This window comes from Vreelandella aquamarina (genome assembly GCF_900110265.1).
Taxonomy (GTDB): Bacteria; Pseudomonadota; Gammaproteobacteria; order Pseudomonadales; family Halomonadaceae; genus Vreelandella; species Vreelandella aquamarina.
In genome coordinates, this window is record NZ_FODB01000009.1 from 21235 (window position 1) to 37715 (window position 16481).

Below are 16481 nucleotides of genomic sequence, written 5' to 3' on the forward strand. Positions count from 1 at the left end.
GCGGCATTTTTTTAAAGCATAGAGGTTAACAGGCGTGGGTGAAACCACTTCGTTTGCAGGAGTTGGCACTACGCTTTGCTCTAAAGCAAAGCGCGGCAATGGCTCTAGCAACAAAGCAGGACACTCTTTATGATTTGCCGTCATTTTAATAGGTTAGGAGCGTGGTATGGACAAGCGGGCACCCTGGATAATCACGCTCTTATTAGTGGCGACATTCATCACCCCCCAGGCATTCGCGGCCACTTCGATTAAAGTGATAGCGTCGTTTTCGGTCATCGAAGATTTAGTCAAGCGTGTCGCAGGCGATGATATCAGCATCACGACGATTGTACCGGTGGGCGATGATGTTCACCGCTGGGAGCTGACGCCCCCTAACGTACTTGCAGTGGAAGAAGCCGATATTGTGTTTTACAACGGCCACGGGCTAGAGCCATGGATCCGTCATGTAGAAGCGATGGCCAACGAAACGCTAACGCTAATGGCTCTGGCCGAAAGCGCCAACTATGCGCCGCTGACGATTCCAGTGGGTCAGCATAAAGGCAATCCGGACCCCCATATGTGGATGGACCCAAAAGGGGCTGCCGCTTATATCGAGGTAATCACTCACACCCTAAGCGTACGCTATCCCGACAAAGCAGCCGCTTTTCAGGCTCGAGCGGTGCAAGCCAGGGAGGCGCTTGCCCTACTCGACCAGCAGATACAAGAGCGCCTGGAGGGGATTCCACAAACCAATCGTATACTCACTACCAGTGAAGCGGCTTTTGGCTATTTTGCCCACGCTTACGGCTTTGAGTATGCCGCGATTTGGGGCCTAGGCAGCGAGACACTGGGCAGCGCCCAGGCTATGGAAATCATGAGCAAACGCTTAACCGACAAACGTCCGCCCGCGCTGTTTTATGAAAGCACGACACCTTATATCCATATGGATGCCCTAGCGCGAGAGGCTGGTCTTGCGCTAGCAGGCCCGCTCTATGTGGATACGCTGAGTGATAGCGATGGCCCCGCCTACAACTACCCGGCGATGCTGCGCCACAATGCCGAGCTGTTGCATGAAGCGCTGGGAGGTGCCAGGGCCGAGGAGTAGGCGCTAGCTAACCAGCTCGCGAAGCGATGCCACTATCAGGTCCGGGTGGCTCTGCTCGATGGGGTCGCCGTGGTTATAGCCATATGGCAGTGCCACCGTCGTAAAGCCCGCCGCCTTACCCGCCGCGATATCATGGCGAGAGTCCCCCACCATCACGCTCGCCGAGGGGGCAATATCCAGCGTATGGGCAACATGCAGAAGCGGCAACGGGCTGGGTTTTTTCTCGGCCAGCGAGTCGCCGCCCACGGTAGACGTGAACAGCGCCAGCACACCAAAGTGGCTTAAAATAGGCGCAATGAACCGCTCGGGTTTATTGGTAATCAAGGCCAGCACAAAACCCGCCTCATGCAGCGCATGAAGCGCCTCAAAGGCACCCGGGTAGAGTTTGGTTAATGCATTGGGTGCGGCCCCGTAATGGCGCATAAACGCTTCGTAGGCGTTTTGTTGCAACGCTGCCTCCGGTGTGGCGTTGAGTGCCCAGGACAGCGCTCGCTCTACCAGTACCTGTGCGCCGTTGCCGACCCAATCGCGCACCTGATCTTCACTCGGCTGCGCCAGCCCAACTTCTTGCAGCGCCCGCTGCACGCCAACGGCCAAATCGGGCACTGAGTCGATTAACGTGCCGTCTAAATCAAAGGCGATTAACCGCTTTGCTTGCAAAATGGTATGCACGCGTGGCCTCACTTATGTGCTTAGGCTGCTAGTTGGCAACAGTGTCGATTAATTTGATCATCTTACCTACTTAGTTCTTCGTCATACACCGCATAAAGTTCTATGCTGTGGCTATATTTGACAAGGAGAGAGTAATGGCCATTCCCCGAATTGTGATTGTGGGCGGCGGCGCGGGCGGGCTAGCCCTAGCCACCCGTCTTGGACACACGCTAGGTAAAAAAAAGCGCGCTGAGATTGTCCTGCTTGACCGCAACGCCACCCACGTATGGAAGCCGCTGCTGCATGAGCTAGCCACCGGGGTGCTAAACTCCAGCATGGATGAAGTGGATTATCGCGGGCACTCCTCAGCCCACTACTACCGCTACCAGCGCGGCTCGCTCAACGGTCTTGATCGGGAACAGAAGGTCATTCACCTGGCACCTATTGAAGATGAAGATGGCGTGGAGGTACTGCCCGCCCGCCAGCTCACTTATGACTATTTAGTACTGTCACTTGGCAGTATCTCGAATGATTTTGGTACCAAGGGAGTCGCAGAGCACTGCCACTTTATTGACTCTCCCCAGCAGGCCAAAGCCTTCCAGCGGGACATGATCAATACCTTCCTGCGCTATACCGACCCCAAGCTGCGTCAGAACACCCAGCTCACCATTGGCATTGTCGGCGGCGGTGCAACGGGGGTGGAGCTTTCGGCCGAACTGCTCGACGCCTCGCGCCTGCTCAATGCCTACGGCGTCACGGCTGTTGATCACCAAACCATTAGCGTGCATTTGATTGAAGCGGCACCGCGTCTGCTCCCCGGTTTATCTGAGCGCATCAGCCAAACCGTTCAGCAAGAGCTGGAGAGTATGGGGGTCACCGTACATGTGGGCACGGCAATTCAAGAAGCTCAGGAGTATCAGCTGGTCACAGGCGACGGTGAGGTGATCGAAACCGATCTCAACGTATGGGCCGCTGGCATTAAAGCGCCGCCGTTTCTTACTGAGCTGGGCTTAAGCACCAACAAGCGCAACCAGATCAACGTCAAGCAGACACTGCAGAGCGTAGACGACCCGCATATTTTTGCAATGGGCGACTGCGCTTGCTGCCCCCAAGGCGATAATGCAACGGTGCCGCCTCGCGCTCAGGCCGCCCATCAGCAGGCCAAGCTATTGGCTAAAAACCTGGAGCATTGCCTGGAGAAGAAGCCGCTGCGCGAATTTCACTATCGCGATCACGGCTCGCTTGTATCCCTGGCCCGTTACGACGCGGTAGGTAACCTCATGCGCAGCTCCGCCTCTCGCGGGCTTTTTCTGGAGGGCTGGCTGGCGCGCCAAGCCTATGCATCGCTCTACCGCATGCATCAACTCTCTATTCACGGTGCGCCAAAAACCGGGCTTGCCTGGTTGGTGGATAAATTAAACCGCTACCTCAAACCACGCATGAAACTTCACTAAAGACATGCAAAGGGCGGGAGATCTACCCTAATACCATTCAGTTAAGCATAGTTAGCGGTCATGGGAGGGAGCTTCAGCTCGCGACGGGGGCTCTGCTAAGGCGCCTAGCGGCGCCATTCGCCCGCTAAAGCGGCCTCCCACTCAGGCTTACTCAGCATAACGGGTAGGTAAACCCGATAACTATCAGCGAACCTTGGCCAGCTCCGCGCGCATCTGCTGAATCACGCTGTCGTAGCCGTGGGGGTCGCTTGCCTGGTGGGCGTTAAAGATCGCTGAACCCGCTACAAAGGTATCGGCACCGGCGGCGGCGATATCCGCGATATTGTCGACTTTGACGCCACCATCAATCTCCAAGCGAATGGGCAAGCCCGAAGCGTCGATACGCGCACGTGCCTCACGCAGCTTGTTCAGCGTGCCGGGGATAAACGACTGGCCGCCAAAGCCGGGGTTGACGCTCATCAGCAGCACCATATCAACCTTATCCATCACGTAATCAAGATACGAAAGCGGCGTGGCCGGGTTAAACACCAGCCCCGCTTTACAACCACCATCACGAATCAGCTGCAGCGCACGATCAATATGCTCGGATGCTTCGGGGTGAAAGGTAATGTAGCTGGCCCCGGCATCAATAAAATCGCTAATCATGCGATCCACCGGCTTCACCATCAGGTGCACATCAATGGGTGCCGTCACACCATGGTCGCGCAGCGCCTTACATACCATCGGCCCAATAGTCAGGTTCGGCACGTAATGGTTGTCCATGACGTCGAAATGAACCACATCGGCGCCGGCCGCCAGCACGTTATCAACCTCCTCGCCCAGCCGCGCAAAGTTAGCGGAGAGTATCGAAGGGGCAATCAAAAAATCCTGTGCAGCGCTCATGAAGGGGTCCTCAGGTAATAAAAATAAAGGGGCCATCTTACCAGAGCCACACACGAAGCCCTATTACACATGACGGCCATGCAGCACGCTTGCCGTCAGTGCATATCCTTAAACAGATATTTCCAAATAGAATATAAAACACAATTGTAATTCCACAATCCTAGGTTTAACCTTAGCGACATCGCGACTAAATCGCCCCCAGAATTAAGGAGTCTGCAATGACGCTATCCTCTGCATTCCGTACTGGCCTTCGCCGTAGCCTACTGGCCGTTGCCGTTGGCACCGTCGTTTCTGGCATGACCTTCTCCAGCGCCGCCGTCGCCCAGGAGCGCGAGCTACTGAACTCCTCCTATGACATCGCCCGCGAGCTGTTCGCCGCGATTAACCCGGAGTTCCAGGCGTGGTGGGAAGAGGAGCATGGCGAAGAGATCGCTATCAGCCAGTCCCACGGTGGCTCCTCTGCCCAGGCGCGCGCCATTATGCAGGGCCTACGTGCGGACGTAGTGACGTTTAACCAAGTCACCGACGTTCAAGCACTAGCCGATGCAGGCTTGGTGGCTGAGGATTGGCAGGATGCGTTTGAGAACAACGCTTCGCCCTACTACTCCACCACCGCTTTCCTTGTGCGCAAAGGCAACCCGAAAGGCATCGAAAGCTGGGATGACCTCGTTAAAGAAGACGTACAAATGGTCTTCCCGAACCCGAAAACCTCCGGTAACGGCCGCTACACGTACCTGGCTGCCTGGGGCTTCGCCGAGAATGAATTCGACGGCGATGAAGAGAAGATCCAAGACTTCATGCGCACCTTCCTGCGCAACGTAGCGGTGTTCGACACCGGCGGTCGCGGTGCCACAACCAGCTTTATCGAGCGCGGCATTGGCGACGTACTGATCAGCTTTGAGTCTGAAGTGAACAACATCCGCAGCGAATACGGCAGCGATGACTACGAAGTAATCGTCCCGCCGGTGAGCATTCTGGCGGAATTCCCGGTCGCGGTGGTGGGTGAAAACGCCGAACGTAACGGCAACAGCGACTTAGCCCAAAGCTACCTAGAGTATCTCTACAGCGAAGATGCCCAGCGTCAGCTGGCAGGCTTTAACTACCGTGTCCATAACGACACTGTGGTAGAAGAGTTTGCCGACCAGTTCCCCGACACCGAGCTATTTGAAGTCGAAACCGTGTTCGGCAGCTGGGAAGAAGCGATGGAGAACCACTTCGAAGGCGGTGCTCTGCTTGATCAACTGCAACGTCGTTAACGGAACCCCATGAGCCAATTAGCATTTTGGCGATCCGGCAGCACGCGTGTGCTGCCGGGTTTTGGCCTATCTATGGGTATCAGCGTGCTATTTATTTCGCTGGTACTGCTACTCCCCATTACCGGGCTGTTTGGCCAGCTTTCTGAACTAAGCCTGGCCGAGTACTTTGCCATCATCACCGAAGGTCGCGTCGTCGCCAGCTATATGGTCACCATCGGCGCGGCAGCCGTGGCGGCGCTGGTGAACGCAGTGTTTGGCCTACTGCTGGCATGGGTGCTGGTGCGCTATGAATTCCCTGGCAAACGCCTACTCGATGCTTTGATGGATCTGCCTTTTGCCCTGCCCACCGCCGTTGCGGGCATTACTCTGGCGACGCTCTATGCGGGCAATGGCTGGGTCGGCAACATCATCGAGCCCATGGGGCTTCAGGTCGCTTACACCTGGGTGGGGATTGCCCTGGCGATGGCCTTCACCAGTATTCCCTTTGTGGTGCGCACGGTGCAGCCGGTGCTGGAAGATTTGCCTGCCGAAGTGGACGAAGCCGCGATGTCCCTGGGCGCCACCGATGGCGTGGCGTTTCGCCGAGTGATTATGCCGCACCTTTGGCCAGCGCTCGTCACCGGCACCGGGCTTGCCTTCGTACGCTCATTAGGTGAGTTCGGGGCGATTATTTTTATCGCAGGCAATATGCCCTATGAAACCGAAATTACCGCGCTGATGATCTTCGTCAAACTGCAGGAGTATGACTACGCCGGGGCGTCTGCCATTGCCTCGGTGGTGCTGTTTGTCTCGCTGGCGCTGCTGCTCGCCATCAATATCTGGCAGGGCCGCTTTGTGCGTCGTCTGCATGGAGGTAAAGGATAATGCGCCGGATTGGTGATGCGCCTTTAGTGCGGCGCTTATTAATTGGCGCAGCCCTACTGCTGTCTGCGCTATTTCTGCTGCTGCCGCTGGTGGCTATTTTTGCTCAGGCGTTCTCCCAGGGCGTCATGGTATTTTGGGAGAACGTGAGCAATGCGTTCACCCTGCACGCCATTGGCCTTACGTTGGTCATTGCGTTAATGACCATCCCCATTTGCTTGGTATTTGGCGTCGCGCTAGCGTGGCTGGTGACGCGCTTTAGCTTCCCAGGGCGGCGCATTCTGCAAACGCTGATTGATATTCCGTTTGCCGTTTCTCCTGTGGTCGCTGGCTTAATTTATCTACTGCTGTATGGCCGCAACGGCTGGATTGGCGGATGGTTAGATAGCCACGATATTCAGCTGATGTTTGCCTGGCCGGGCATTTTGATGGTCACCATCTTCGTCACCTGCCCGTTTGTGGCGCGTGAATTAATCCCGCTTATGCAGGCCCAAGGCTCACGGGAAGAAGAAGCCGCCGTAACGCTGGGCGCTTCTGGCTGGACAACGTTTTGGCGGGTCACGCTGCCCAACATTCGCTGGGCACTGCTCTACGGCATCATCCTTACCAACGCCCGCGCGGTGGGTGAATTTGGCGCGGTCTCGGTTGTCTCAGGGGCCATTCGTGGGCAAACCAATACGCTACCGCTGCACCTTGAGCAGCTCTATCAGGATTACAACGCCGTGGGTGCGTTTGCGAGCGCCGCCCTGCTGGCCCTGATTGCCCTGTTAACTCTTGCGGCCAAGGCAGGCCTTGAATGGCGCGCATCGCGCCGGGAGGCATACACATGAGTATTCGCTTACAGAATATTGCCAAGCACTTTGCCAACACCCAGGCGCTTGAGCCCATCAACCTGGACATTCACGAAGGTGAATTGGTGGGCTTGCTAGGTCCTTCCGGTTCGGGAAAAACCACCCTGCTGCGTATCATTGCTGGCCTAGAGAACGCCGACCGCTCTCCGCAGCCCGGCAAGATTCTATTTGGCGACCGCGATGTCACCAACGTGCATGTGCGCGACCGCCGCATCGGCTTTGTTTTTCAGCACTACGCCCTGTTTCGCCATATGAGCGTTTATGACAACGTGGCGTTTGGCCTTACGGTGATGCCGAAAAAGCGCCGCCCCTCCAACGGTGAAATTCGGGCGCGAGTCTTCAGGCTCCTTGAGATGGTGCAGCTACAGCACTTAGCCAACCGCTTGCCTGCCCAGCTCTCGGGTGGGCAACAGCAGCGCGTATCGCTGGCTCGCGCACTTGCTGTAGAGCCTGACGTCCTGCTGCTAGACGAGCCGTTTGGCGCCCTGGATGCCAAGGTTCGCCAAGACCTTCGCCGCTGGCTGCGCCGCCTGCACGACGAATTGAACTTTACCAGTGTGTTCGTCACCCACGACCAGGAAGAAGCGCTGGAGCTTTCTGACCGTGTGGTGGTGATGAGTAACGGCCGTATCGAGCAAATCGACACGCCGGATACGCTCTACCGCGCACCGAAGAACCGCTTTGTATTTGAGTTTTTGGGTGATGTGAACCACCTAGAGGGCCGCGTTCGCGATGGCGTGCTGACCTGCGGCGATGCGCACCTCAACGTGGACTTACCCGATGGCGATGAAGAGCTGCTGCTGCGCCCCCATGAGGTGCGCCTGGCGGAAGAACCCAGCGCTGAAAGCCACCTGCCGGTGACGATTACCGCTATCTCCCCGGTCGGTGCCGAAGTACGCGTAGAGCTAGAGGCCGACTGGCTGGCAAAACCGTGGCTAGCCACCGTTCGCCACGCCGATTTCGAGCGACTGCACATGCGCCGGGGGCAGCGCTTGTTTGCTCACCCGCGCCAGTGGCATCGCTTTAAAGAAGACGCTAAAACACCTGAGCAGCAGGCACGAGTGGCTTAGGGACTGCTAGCGCGGCAGGCTAGCACAACGCTATACTGCCGCGATTATTGCAATGCCTTGTTTCTTAACGCTTTGCTTTTTAATACCTTGTTGCGACAGGTATGTTTATCGTTTAACCACAATGATTGCGGAGAGTTTTATGCGTCGGCGTCACTTTTTACGCGCGTCTGGTGCGTTGTTAACCACCCTATTGCTGGCAGGCTGTGCAAGTCCTCAATACCTACAGCTAAACCCCACCCGTAGCGCTAACGTGCCGCAAACCGGCTCGGGTCAGCAAGTGACCGTGGTGGCCGTCGACGCCCGGCCGAGTGAAGTCATTGGTACGCGCACGGGCGGCAACATGTCGACGGCGCAGATTATAGTAAGCAGCCATGAATTGATTCCGCGCCTACAGGCCGAAGCGGAGCGTGCCGCACGCGATATGGGGTTTACCCCTACCCGCGAAGCCGCCCAAGGCCGCCCCAGCCTGACTCTGGAACTTGCCAGCTTGCACTATGGCCGTGGCGACAGCGGGCAGCCGCTAATTGATGAAGCGCGCATTGAAGGGGTTTTCCGGGCCATCGCGCAGAACCAGGGCACGACGTATACCGGGACATATACGTCACGTCGCACCCAAGGTTATGCGCTTAAACCGGGTGAAGATGCCAATACGCGGATGTTGAACGACTTGCTTAGCGATGGCCTAAACCGGGCATTCAGCGACCCAGAGCTGGGTCGGCTTCTCGCCCGTTAAGGGGGATAATTAAACCCGTGGCCCGCGCCGCTCAAGCGCCCAGATGCTTTCACTTCGGCCACGGGCATCGGCGGGCAGGTGCGCTAACCGCTCTATGCGGAAATTGGGCGCCATCAGGCGCTCAATTTCCTCATCCGGCACGCTAAATGGCGGCCCGGCATCGCCATCGGCGTGGGTTAACCCCACCAGCAGCCCTTTCGCTCCCGGTGGCACCAACTGAGCCAAGTGGAAAGCGTAGCGTTCGCGGGTAGCCGGTGGCAGCGCAATCAGCGATGCACGATCGTAAAAAGCCTCCACTTCAGCCGCCTGCTGAATATGCAGGTGAAAGAAGTCACCGCACCAGAGCTCGATGTTACCCTGCCGGCACACCTCAAAGCCTGCCTGAGTATAACGAGAGATACCGCCACTACGCTGGGCCAAAAATTGCTCGATAGCCTCCGGGGCAAGCTCTATGCCCAACACCGGGTGCCCTTGGTCCGCGAGCCAGCGCATATCTAAGCTCTTCCCACATAGCGGCACCAACACCTTGGCTCCAGAGGGCACGCCTAGCGTTGGCCAATACTTCAACAGTGCCGGGTGGGTCTCCTCCAGGTGAAAGCCTATCCGTCCCTCTTGCCAACGCTGCCGCCAGGAATTCTCCATGGACATGCCCTCTTACTATCCTAAAAACCTAACTGTTTAGAACCAGCGGTCACGCTTTTTACGACGGCGCGGCAAGTGCGGCACAATCAGCCCCACCAGCAGGCCAGCGCCCGCCACACCGCCACCGTACATAAAGTAGCGCATCAGCAAGTCTTCCTCTTGAGTGTCCAGACGTGCCTGCAGCGCTCGCACCTGTTGGCGTGACTGCTCTGCCTCGTTATCCAGCTCAAGGTTCCTCGCTTCCAGGTCTGCGATGCGCTGCTCGCGAACATCAAGCGTGGCGGTCATGGAAGAGACCCGCTGCTCCCAGGTATCGTTGATACCGTCAAGCTCTTGGGTCAGCTCTTCCACCTGGGCCTGCAGCTCGGGCAATTGCTGACGAGCACTAGGCGTTTGCTGAAGCTCATTGCTCAAAACCCACACCGTATCGCCGCTATTGCTGCGCACCCGGGTGTAATCACCGCTGGTTTCCAGCACTTCCACCTGCTCGCCTGCATTGAGCGTTCCCACAATGCGATAACCATCTGTCGGCCCACTGCGCACGTAGGTACTTAGCTCATCGCTGACCCAGGCTTGGTTATCGGATTGAGCGAATGCCGCTTGGCTGCTCATGCTTAGCAGCACGCCAACTGCGGCGGCATAACAATTACTGCGAAATTTATCTACTTGCATGACGTCATGTCCTGATCATAAAAACGCGCATGGCCGACGAAGCCACCGCGCGTATCGCTCAAAGCGTTGCGCGTGTCTAAAGCGCTTACCCTTCCCCGCGGGGCGGTAACGGGAAGGGACGAGGAAACTCTGCGACGCGAGCATCACTTTTCACGGCCTTCAGGGGGCCTTCACGCTCTACCTCATCAATCCGCACAATGGCGTTAAGAGGCAGGTAACTACGCTTCACACCCTCAAAGGTTCGCTGCAGTTTTTCCGCTCCTGGATCCACCACCACTCGCGACGCATCGTCAAAGACAAACTCCTCGACTTCAATAAAGCCCCAGAGTTCGCTCTGAAAGATCTCTCTGACGTATAAATCCCAAATTTCACCCTGCTGGTGAACCACCACACGGTAGATCGGCTTGGCCGCCATCTTGGCCTAATCCTCTTGCCACTTGAAGGTAACGTTACCGCGCCTAGCCTACCATACTCCGGGGTTGCCCCTTTAGCAGACATCATCGAAAACGGCGCTTTCCTTATTTGACAGCCTCACAGGCCACTAATTAGCCGGTGGTAGCGCCTATTGTGTATGGTACCCACTGGGGCTTGATCTACTTTAAAGGTGAGGACGCGCATACCATCCGTGATCTTTTAAAACGCCAAGAGGATCTCGACTTCTATGTATAATCCCCGCTACGGCAAGGGTAAGGAGTCTATGTGACAAACCACCAAGAGGTCTCTTCACCTGAAGATGCCAAGTTCAACGAGCTAGCACGTCCGGCAACGGCGAGCGCTTTGGCGAAGCCTCTCTGCCATTTGAGCAGTTCACTTCGCGGCTCTATATCTACCACTACGCCCCTCTAGAAAGAGGCGAGCTGGCCACGGTGACCGATGAAGAACTAGAGCGCGTTAAGGGCTTTCTGCACCGTAGCTGGGGAGCCACACGCTTCCCCTACTGAGCTGCAGGCCGACTAATGGCCCCAGTAATACGGGGCCTCCCAAACACTACAGATACGACCAAGATGATACGACTCGATCAATTACTGGTCAGCCAAGGACTGGCCAGTTCTCGTACCCGTGCCCAACGGCTGATCAAAAACGGGCGCGTTTTTTTAAGCGACGGCACCTTGCTGAGCAAACCCTCTGAAAAATGGCCGACCAATGCCCCACTCCGCGTGGAGGAGGACCCAGAAGAGCGCTATGCCTCACGCGCAGGGCTAAAGCTAGAAGGCGTTCTACAGGCGTTAGCCATGCGCTTAGAGGATAAAGGCGTGCTGGATATTGGCCAGTCCACAGGCGGGTTTACTGACTGCGCGCTGCAATTTGGCGCACGCCATGTAGTAGGCGTGGAAGTCGGCCACGACCAGCTTGCCAGCCACTTACGCAGCGACCCACGAGTAACCTGCCTGGAAGGCCTCAATGCCCGTCATATGAGCACCTCAGAGGCACTTTTGAGCACGCTTGCCGAACGGCCGATTGATCTTGCGGTGATGGATGTATCGTTTATATCCCAGACGCTGATTCTGCCTGAGATTGCCGCCCTACTGCCGCCTAGCGGGCAGCTGCTTTCGCTGGTAAAACCACAGTTTGAGCTAGACCCCGGTGCGCTGGATAAACGCGGCGTCGTGCGCGACCCTCGTCGCTACGCAGAGGTGGAGCAAAAAATACGCACCGCCTGCGAGCAGTGCGGCCTCGTTATCAGTCACTGGCAAGAGAGCCCGATTACCGGCAGCGACGGCAATCGGGAGTTTCTTCTTCTCGCCAGCAAGCCCTAGCGGTTAGCTCAACGAAGCAGGCGGGAGGGTCGGCTTGGACTGCACTTTCACCGACTCCCCTTGCTCAGGATGCAGCCAAACATCCAGCTGTTCAAAGGCGATCTTCACTCCCGCCTCCTTGAACAGCTCATCCACCCGGCAATTCACCTCATCGGCCGCAAACAGGCGGTCTAACAAGTCATTGACGAAAATACGCAGTTCGAAATTGAGGCTGTGAGGCCCATAGCTCAAGCAGAACACCTGCGGCTCCGGGTCATCCAATACGCGTGCGTTCTCATCGGCAGCCTGACGTAACAGTCTATGCACGAGTGGTAAATCCGAACCGTGGGAGACGCCGTAGGTGAGCACCACGCGGGTCACGTTATCGGAGAGCGACCAGTTGATCAGTTGGTCGGTCACGAACGTTTTGTTGGGAATGATGATCTCTTTGCGGTCGAAGTCGGTCACCGTGGTCGCCCGAATGCGAATCCGGCTGACCGTGCCGTGAAGGTTCCCTAGCGTAATGGTGTCGCCGATACGAATGGGGCGCTCGAACAGAATGATCAATCCCGAAATGAAGTTGGCAAAGATCTCTTGCAAGCCAAACCCCAAACCCACACTCAGCGCCGCCACCAGCCACTGCAGCTTGTCCCAAGAGACCCCCAAGGTCGCCAGCGACATAACGATCCCGGTGCCTACGATGGTGTAAGAGAGCAGTGAGCTAATCGCATAAGCGCTGCCCTGCTTGAGCGCCAAGCGAGAGAGCACCATGACTTCGAGTAGTCCTGGCAGGTTCCTCGCCATGATGAACGTGACAGCCACTACCAGCAGCGCCGTAAAAAAATCCGAAATGGAGAGAGCATCATCGACCAGATCGCCTTCGCCCGCGTCCCAAAGCGATACCTGGTCCAAGTAACCCAATACCGAGAGCAGATCCGACCACACCAAATAGAGCAGCGCACTGAAACCAATCAGCAGAATCGGCTTGGAGAGCCGCAGCGACTGAGCGTTGATCTTTTCCATATCCAGCGGCGGCTCTTCGACTACCTCGAGCCCGCCTTCAGCACCCTCTTGTACTTGCGCACGGCGGCGGGCTAACGCACGACGATAAGCTAACCGACGGGCGGCCACTGCCAAACTGCGCACCACCGTCGCCTCAACAACCACCCAAAGCCCCAATAAATAGAGCGTAATGGCAAAGCGTGCCACTAATCTGAGCGCCGTATACTCATATCCCCATGCCACTAACCCAAGCAGCACCAAGGGCACAGCCGCCATCGCCAGACCCAATATCAGCCTAAAAAGCCGCACACCAAAAATCGGCACATGGGCAAGAATAAGCTGCGCCAGCCACCAGGCCATCGCAAGCAGCCCGCTCATGAACAGCGCCATCGCCACCGGGCGCTGAGCCAGCGGTGTTTCCATCTGCTCGGACATGGCCGCAATGGCCACGACCGGTACCAGCGCCATGCCCAGCCCAATCAACAAGCGACGCAGCCGCGCGTTGTACGCCGGTGACCAGGTAAAGTGACGCTCGGCGACGCCGTCGGGCACCAGCAGTCGCCGCCCAAGGGCTACCACAAACCAGCTCAAACCAAGCTGCAGCAGCGCAGGCGCTAACCCCAGCGCAAGGCCACCCTCCGCCGTGTGCAGGGCAACGCCCGCACCCGCCAGTGCTAACGGCCCGGGTAGCGCTAGCAGCGCATTGAGCAACACCGCTTTGGGGGTGTGTAGCTGGGTATCGCTTTTCAAACGACCAATTTGTGAATGAATCAGCGCTAGTCGCTTTTTGATACGCCCGCGCAGCGCAATCAATACCACGCTCAGCAACAGCAGCGGCGCGCCTACTAGCATATCCCAAGAGAGCCCCCGCCAGCGGGTAGGCAGTACCGCGCGCCACTCCCCTTCATGCCACTCCTGCGTGAGATAACTGGGCAGTTGACGTAGCCAGTTCACATCCAACGGGCGGCTGTTGGCCACCCAAAACAGCTGCTCATCAATGGTGGCGCGCAGATCATGAGTAGTGGAGAGCAGCTGCTGATGATTGAGCTGTAGCTCGATGGCTGAACTCAACAGGCTGCCGTAGGCCTGCTCGAGTTGCTCCACCAGCTCACGGCGGGACTGATAAAGCCGCGTCAACGAGTCCACCAGCCCTGGAGTTACCTCGACCCCCGCCTCTTCAAGGCGCTGGGCAGCCAACCGCTCCCCTTGGCGGAGCTGGTCGCGCTGGCGAATAAGATCGAACTGTTTCAAGCGCAGGTCGGCAATCTCATCCTGCAAATCGCGCCGGGGCACTACGGCAGGCAGCGACTGGCGCTGCTCGCGGAGAATACGAGAGAGCAACTGGCTGCCGCGAATGGCTTCCATCTGCTCATTGAGGCTGCGCTGCAGCTGGCGAACATGCTCTAACTGACGCTGCGCCTCGATGTTTTCACGCACAATGCCATTGGCACGGTCCGTCGCCCGCAGCAGCTCCAGGCTTAGCGTTTGATTGACCTGCTGAGCATTCAGCACGACGGGATGACCTTCCGCGATGAGCGGGTCATTTTTGGCGGCGTCGGCGATGGCCTGCTCAGACTGAAGGCGTCGCTGGCGGTCGATCACGCCCTGCAGCAGGCTAAGCTGCTGCTCTTGCTGATCGATCTGCAGGGCCAGCAGGTCACGGCGCTGTTGAGCCAGTTCACGCAGGCGGCTGTTGGTACTTAATTCACGCTGGTTCAGGCTGACCTCTTGCTCTGCCAGCGCTCGCTCTAAGCGCCACTGGATGAGCTGTGCATCCTCGCGAGCCGAAAGCTGACGATCCGCCAGCAGCGCAGCCCGAGTATCATGCTCACGGCGTAGCGTTTCCGCGCGCTGTAGCGCATCGGAAATGGCCTGCTGTGCCCGTTCGGGTAGCGTCTGAGCAGCTAACAGCTGGGAGTTCACCTCTGCCATCTGGCTCTGCAGTTGCTGCAGCTCCATCACAGCATCAGCCTGCTCGGCTTCTAATACCTCTAACGGCATATCACTGAGGTGATTGACCGAAAGCTGTTGGCTCTCCTCTTCGGCATCATTAAGCTCGCGCTCTAAACGCAGCAATAACTCTGGTGCCTGATTCACCCGCTGCTCTAACGCCTGCTGGCGCTCTTCGATGGCCTTGAGGCGCTCATAGGCCTGCAGTGCTGCGGTCAGCGCCGCCTGGTCACGCTTTTGGTCGGCGGTTAATTCGGCATCTAGCGACTCAATGGCCGCCAAGCGCTCAGTTAGCTCTGCTTCAGGAGGGACGCGCTCAACCGCAATAGTTTGAGCGGTTGCGGGACTGGCCAGCATCGCTACCATGTATAGGCAGCAAATGACGGCTTTCATGGCATTTCTCACCACGTTACTTATGCCTCATTGACATGTAAGCCCGCCGAATCGGGCAAGATTCCCATTGTCGGGGGTTAGCAGTCGTTGCGCAATCCAGTTAGCTAGCGGGATATCGACAGTTGACTTGTACGAGCGGCATGTATAGAAACGACGCTGGCACCTCTTTCCTTATTCCTTAATTTGTGAGCCACGTTGATGGTTATCCAAAAACTGTTGTTAACCGGCCTAGTGGTGGTGGTAAGTGCTGATATGCTCAGCCAGAGCGCCCAGGCCGACACCCAAGAAGAGATTGAAGCGCGTATTCGTGCACTGAATACCGAGCTTTATCAACTGCGCCAGCAACTGCAGCAAATTGACTCACCTGAGGAAGCAGCCCAAGGCGTTCCTCCCAAGCAGTTGCCGGAAGAAGTTGCTCTGGAGGACCTGAGTGATCGTCGCCAGTGGGAGCAGGAGTCGTCGCGTAACCCGTTTTCCATCACCACCCACCGTACCAATTACCTGTTTCCGGTGAGCTATAACACTAACCAGGACGCCAACAACTTTCGTGAAGTGACCGATGCGTCCGGGCCTAACAATAACGAAGTGAAGTTCCAGTTCAGCGCCAAGTTCAATCTGGCGGAAGACATCTTTGGCAACGTTGGCGACGTCTATTTTGCCTACACTCAGCGAAGCTGGTGGCAGGCCTACAACACTGACGCCTCCTCCCCTTTCCGGGAAACCAACTACGAGCCTGAGGTTTTTATCGACTTCGACAACGCCTGGAGCGCGCTGGGCTGGGTAAATACTCGCAACCGGATCTCTTTTATTCACCAATCCAATGGTCGTTCCGACCCGCTTTCGCGTAGCTGGAATCGTGTCTATCTGGAGAGCACCTTCCAGAGCGGTGACTGGGCGTTAACGCTGGCTCCTCACTGGCGCGTACCTGAGTCTGAAAGCGATGACAACAACCCGGATATCGAGCGTTTTGTCGGCTATGGAGATATTCGTCTTGCCAAGCGTTTACAAAATAACCATGAATTCGCGGGGCAACTGCGTGGCAATCCAAGCACGGGTAACTACGGCACCCAGGTTGACTATAGTTGGCCAGCGTTTAACGGTGTGCGCGCCCATGTACAGTACTACTATGGCTACGGTGAAAGCATGATTGATTACGATAATCGCGTGCACCGTTTAAGCCTTGGTTTTAGTCTTAACCCACTATTTAGCGCCACCGGGCTGAACCGTTAAACGACAAGGGTTGT

15 protein-coding genes are annotated in these 16481 nt (G+C 57.0%); 9 read left to right on the forward strand and 6 right to left on the reverse strand.

Annotation, left to right across the window (positions count from 1 at the left end):
• The first annotated feature begins 166 nt into the window (after positions 1–166).
• Positions 167–1084 carry a metal ABC transporter solute-binding protein, Zn/Mn family gene (locus BMY49_RS03900; RefSeq protein ID WP_089674925.1) on the forward strand — a complete coding sequence of 306 codons (918 nt, stop codon included), beginning with the start codon at positions 167–169 and terminating at the stop codon, positions 1082–1084.
• 3 nt (positions 1085–1087) lie between these two features.
• Here BMY49_RS03900 and BMY49_RS03905 read toward each other — a convergent pair whose 3' ends face one another.
• Positions 1088–1756, reverse strand: coding sequence for a phosphoglycolate phosphatase (locus BMY49_RS03905; RefSeq protein WP_062359144.1), 669 nt, complete (start codon positions 1754–1756; stop codon positions 1088–1090).
• A 134-nt stretch (positions 1757–1890) separates the two neighbouring features.
• Between BMY49_RS03905 and BMY49_RS03910 the strand changes: the two genes are divergently transcribed.
• On the forward strand, positions 1891–3189 hold the full coding sequence (locus BMY49_RS03910; RefSeq protein WP_062359145.1) for an NAD(P)/FAD-dependent oxidoreductase: 1299 nt from the start codon (positions 1891–1893) through the stop codon (positions 3187–3189).
• 183 nt (positions 3190–3372) lie between these two features.
• Here BMY49_RS03910 and rpe read toward each other — a convergent pair whose 3' ends face one another.
• A complete protein-coding gene (gene rpe, locus BMY49_RS03915) occupies positions 3373–4071 on the reverse strand; it encodes a ribulose-phosphate 3-epimerase (protein ID WP_044628197.1) in 699 nt (232 codons plus the stop codon).
• A 218-nt stretch (positions 4072–4289) separates the two neighbouring features.
• Here rpe and cysP point away from each other — a divergent pair, with 218 nt between their 5' ends.
• The 5 genes from cysP to BMY49_RS03940 all read left to right on the forward strand — a co-directional run bounded on the left by cysP (position 4290) and on the right by BMY49_RS03940 (position 8842).
• Entirely contained in the window at positions 4290–5327 is a 1038-nt protein-coding gene (cysP, locus tag BMY49_RS03920) for a thiosulfate ABC transporter substrate-binding protein CysP (RefSeq protein ID WP_044628198.1), read from the forward strand.
• Positions 5328–5336: 9 nt separating this feature from the next.
• Positions 5337–6191 (forward strand): sulfate ABC transporter permease subunit CysT, encoded by an 855-nt coding sequence (gene cysT, locus BMY49_RS03925; RefSeq protein ID WP_044628199.1) that lies wholly within the window; start codon positions 5337–5339, stop codon positions 6189–6191.
• Entirely contained in the window at positions 6191–7018 is an 828-nt protein-coding gene (gene cysW, locus BMY49_RS03930; RefSeq protein WP_044628200.1) for a sulfate ABC transporter permease subunit CysW, read from the forward strand. Before cysT ends, cysW begins: the two co-directional genes overlap by 1 nt.
• Positions 7015–8109, forward strand: a complete 1095-nt coding sequence (locus tag BMY49_RS03935; protein ID WP_044628201.1) for a sulfate/molybdate ABC transporter ATP-binding protein — start codon at positions 7015–7017, stop codon at positions 8107–8109. The genes cysW and BMY49_RS03935 overlap by 4 nt, the downstream gene beginning before the upstream one ends.
• Before the next feature lie 139 nt (positions 8110–8248).
• The gene (locus BMY49_RS03940) at positions 8249–8842 is read left to right on the forward strand and encodes a YajG family lipoprotein (RefSeq protein WP_044628202.1); all 594 of its coding nucleotides are present in this window, start codon (positions 8249–8251) and stop codon (positions 8840–8842) included.
• 9 nt (positions 8843–8851) lie between these two features.
• On the opposite strand, the gene BMY49_RS03945 is transcribed toward BMY49_RS03940, so the two are convergent.
• The 3 genes from BMY49_RS03945 to BMY49_RS03955 form a co-directional block, all read right to left on the reverse strand.
• Positions 8852–9484, reverse strand: a complete 633-nt coding sequence (locus tag BMY49_RS03945; protein ID WP_044628259.1) for a thiopurine S-methyltransferase — start codon at positions 9482–9484, stop codon at positions 8852–8854.
• Positions 9485–9520: 36 nt separating this feature from the next.
• On the reverse strand, positions 9521–10156 hold the full coding sequence (locus BMY49_RS03950) for a TIGR04211 family SH3 domain-containing protein (RefSeq protein ID WP_054644975.1): 636 nt from the start codon (positions 10154–10156) through the stop codon (positions 9521–9523).
• An 85-nt stretch (positions 10157–10241) separates the two neighbouring features.
• On the reverse strand, positions 10242–10571 hold the full coding sequence (locus BMY49_RS03955) for a DUF1820 family protein (protein ID WP_009100748.1): 330 nt from the start codon (positions 10569–10571) through the stop codon (positions 10242–10244).
• 589 nt (positions 10572–11160) lie between these two features.
• Here BMY49_RS03955 and BMY49_RS03965 point away from each other — a divergent pair.
• The gene (locus BMY49_RS03965; protein ID WP_058577626.1) at positions 11161–11913 is read left to right on the forward strand and encodes a TlyA family RNA methyltransferase; all 753 of its coding nucleotides are present in this window, start codon (positions 11161–11163) and stop codon (positions 11911–11913) included.
• Positions 11914–11916: 3 nt separating this feature from the next.
• Here BMY49_RS03965 and mscK read toward each other — a convergent pair whose 3' ends face one another.
• Positions 11917–15237 (reverse strand): mechanosensitive channel MscK, encoded by a 3321-nt coding sequence (gene mscK, locus BMY49_RS03970; RefSeq protein WP_089674926.1) that lies wholly within the window; start codon positions 15235–15237, stop codon positions 11917–11919.
• A gap of 198 nt (positions 15238–15435) precedes the next feature.
• On the opposite strand from mscK, the gene BMY49_RS03975 reads away from it, so the two are divergent.
• The gene (locus BMY49_RS03975; RefSeq protein ID WP_089674927.1) at positions 15436–16467 is read left to right on the forward strand and encodes a phospholipase A; all 1032 of its coding nucleotides are present in this window, start codon (positions 15436–15438) and stop codon (positions 16465–16467) included.
• The last annotated feature ends 14 nt before the right edge of the window (positions 16468–16481 follow it).

Excerpts from the sequence above, each read along its gene's own strand:
- BMY49_RS03900 (WP_089674925.1), top strand. The coding sequence starts at position 167 with ATGGACAAGCGGGCACCCTGGATAATCACGCTCTTATTAGTGGCGACA.
- BMY49_RS03910 (WP_062359145.1), top strand. The coding sequence starts at position 1,891 with ATGGCCATTCCCCGAATTGTGATTGTGGGCGGCGGCGCGGGCGGGCTA.
- rpe (WP_044628197.1), bottom strand. The coding sequence starts at position 4,071 with ATGAGCGCTGCACAGGATTTTTTGATTGCCCCTTCGATACTCTCCGCT.
- cysP (WP_044628198.1), top strand. The coding sequence starts at position 4,290 with ATGACGCTATCCTCTGCATTCCGTACTGGCCTTCGCCGTAGCCTACTG.
- cysT (WP_044628199.1), top strand. The coding sequence starts at position 5,337 with ATGAGCCAATTAGCATTTTGGCGATCCGGCAGCACGCGTGTGCTGCCG.
- cysW (WP_044628200.1), top strand. The coding sequence starts at position 6,191 with ATGCGCCGGATTGGTGATGCGCCTTTAGTGCGGCGCTTATTAATTGGC.
- BMY49_RS03935 (WP_044628201.1), top strand. The coding sequence starts at position 7,015 with ATGAGTATTCGCTTACAGAATATTGCCAAGCACTTTGCCAACACCCAG.
- BMY49_RS03940 (WP_044628202.1), top strand. The coding sequence starts at position 8,249 with ATGCGTCGGCGTCACTTTTTACGCGCGTCTGGTGCGTTGTTAACCACC.
- BMY49_RS03945 (WP_044628259.1), bottom strand. The coding sequence starts at position 9,484 with ATGGAGAATTCCTGGCGGCAGCGTTGGCAAGAGGGACGGATAGGCTTT.
- BMY49_RS03950 (WP_054644975.1), bottom strand. The coding sequence starts at position 10,156 with ATGCAAGTAGATAAATTTCGCAGTAATTGTTATGCCGCCGCAGTTGGC.
- BMY49_RS03955 (WP_009100748.1), bottom strand. The coding sequence starts at position 10,571 with ATGGCGGCCAAGCCGATCTACCGTGTGGTGGTTCACCAGCAGGGTGAA.
- BMY49_RS03965 (WP_058577626.1), top strand. The coding sequence starts at position 11,161 with ATGATACGACTCGATCAATTACTGGTCAGCCAAGGACTGGCCAGTTCT.
- mscK (WP_089674926.1), bottom strand. The coding sequence starts at position 15,237 with ATGAAAGCCGTCATTTGCTGCCTATACATGGTAGCGATGCTGGCCAGT.
- BMY49_RS03975 (WP_089674927.1), top strand. The coding sequence starts at position 15,436 with ATGGTTATCCAAAAACTGTTGTTAACCGGCCTAGTGGTGGTGGTAAGT.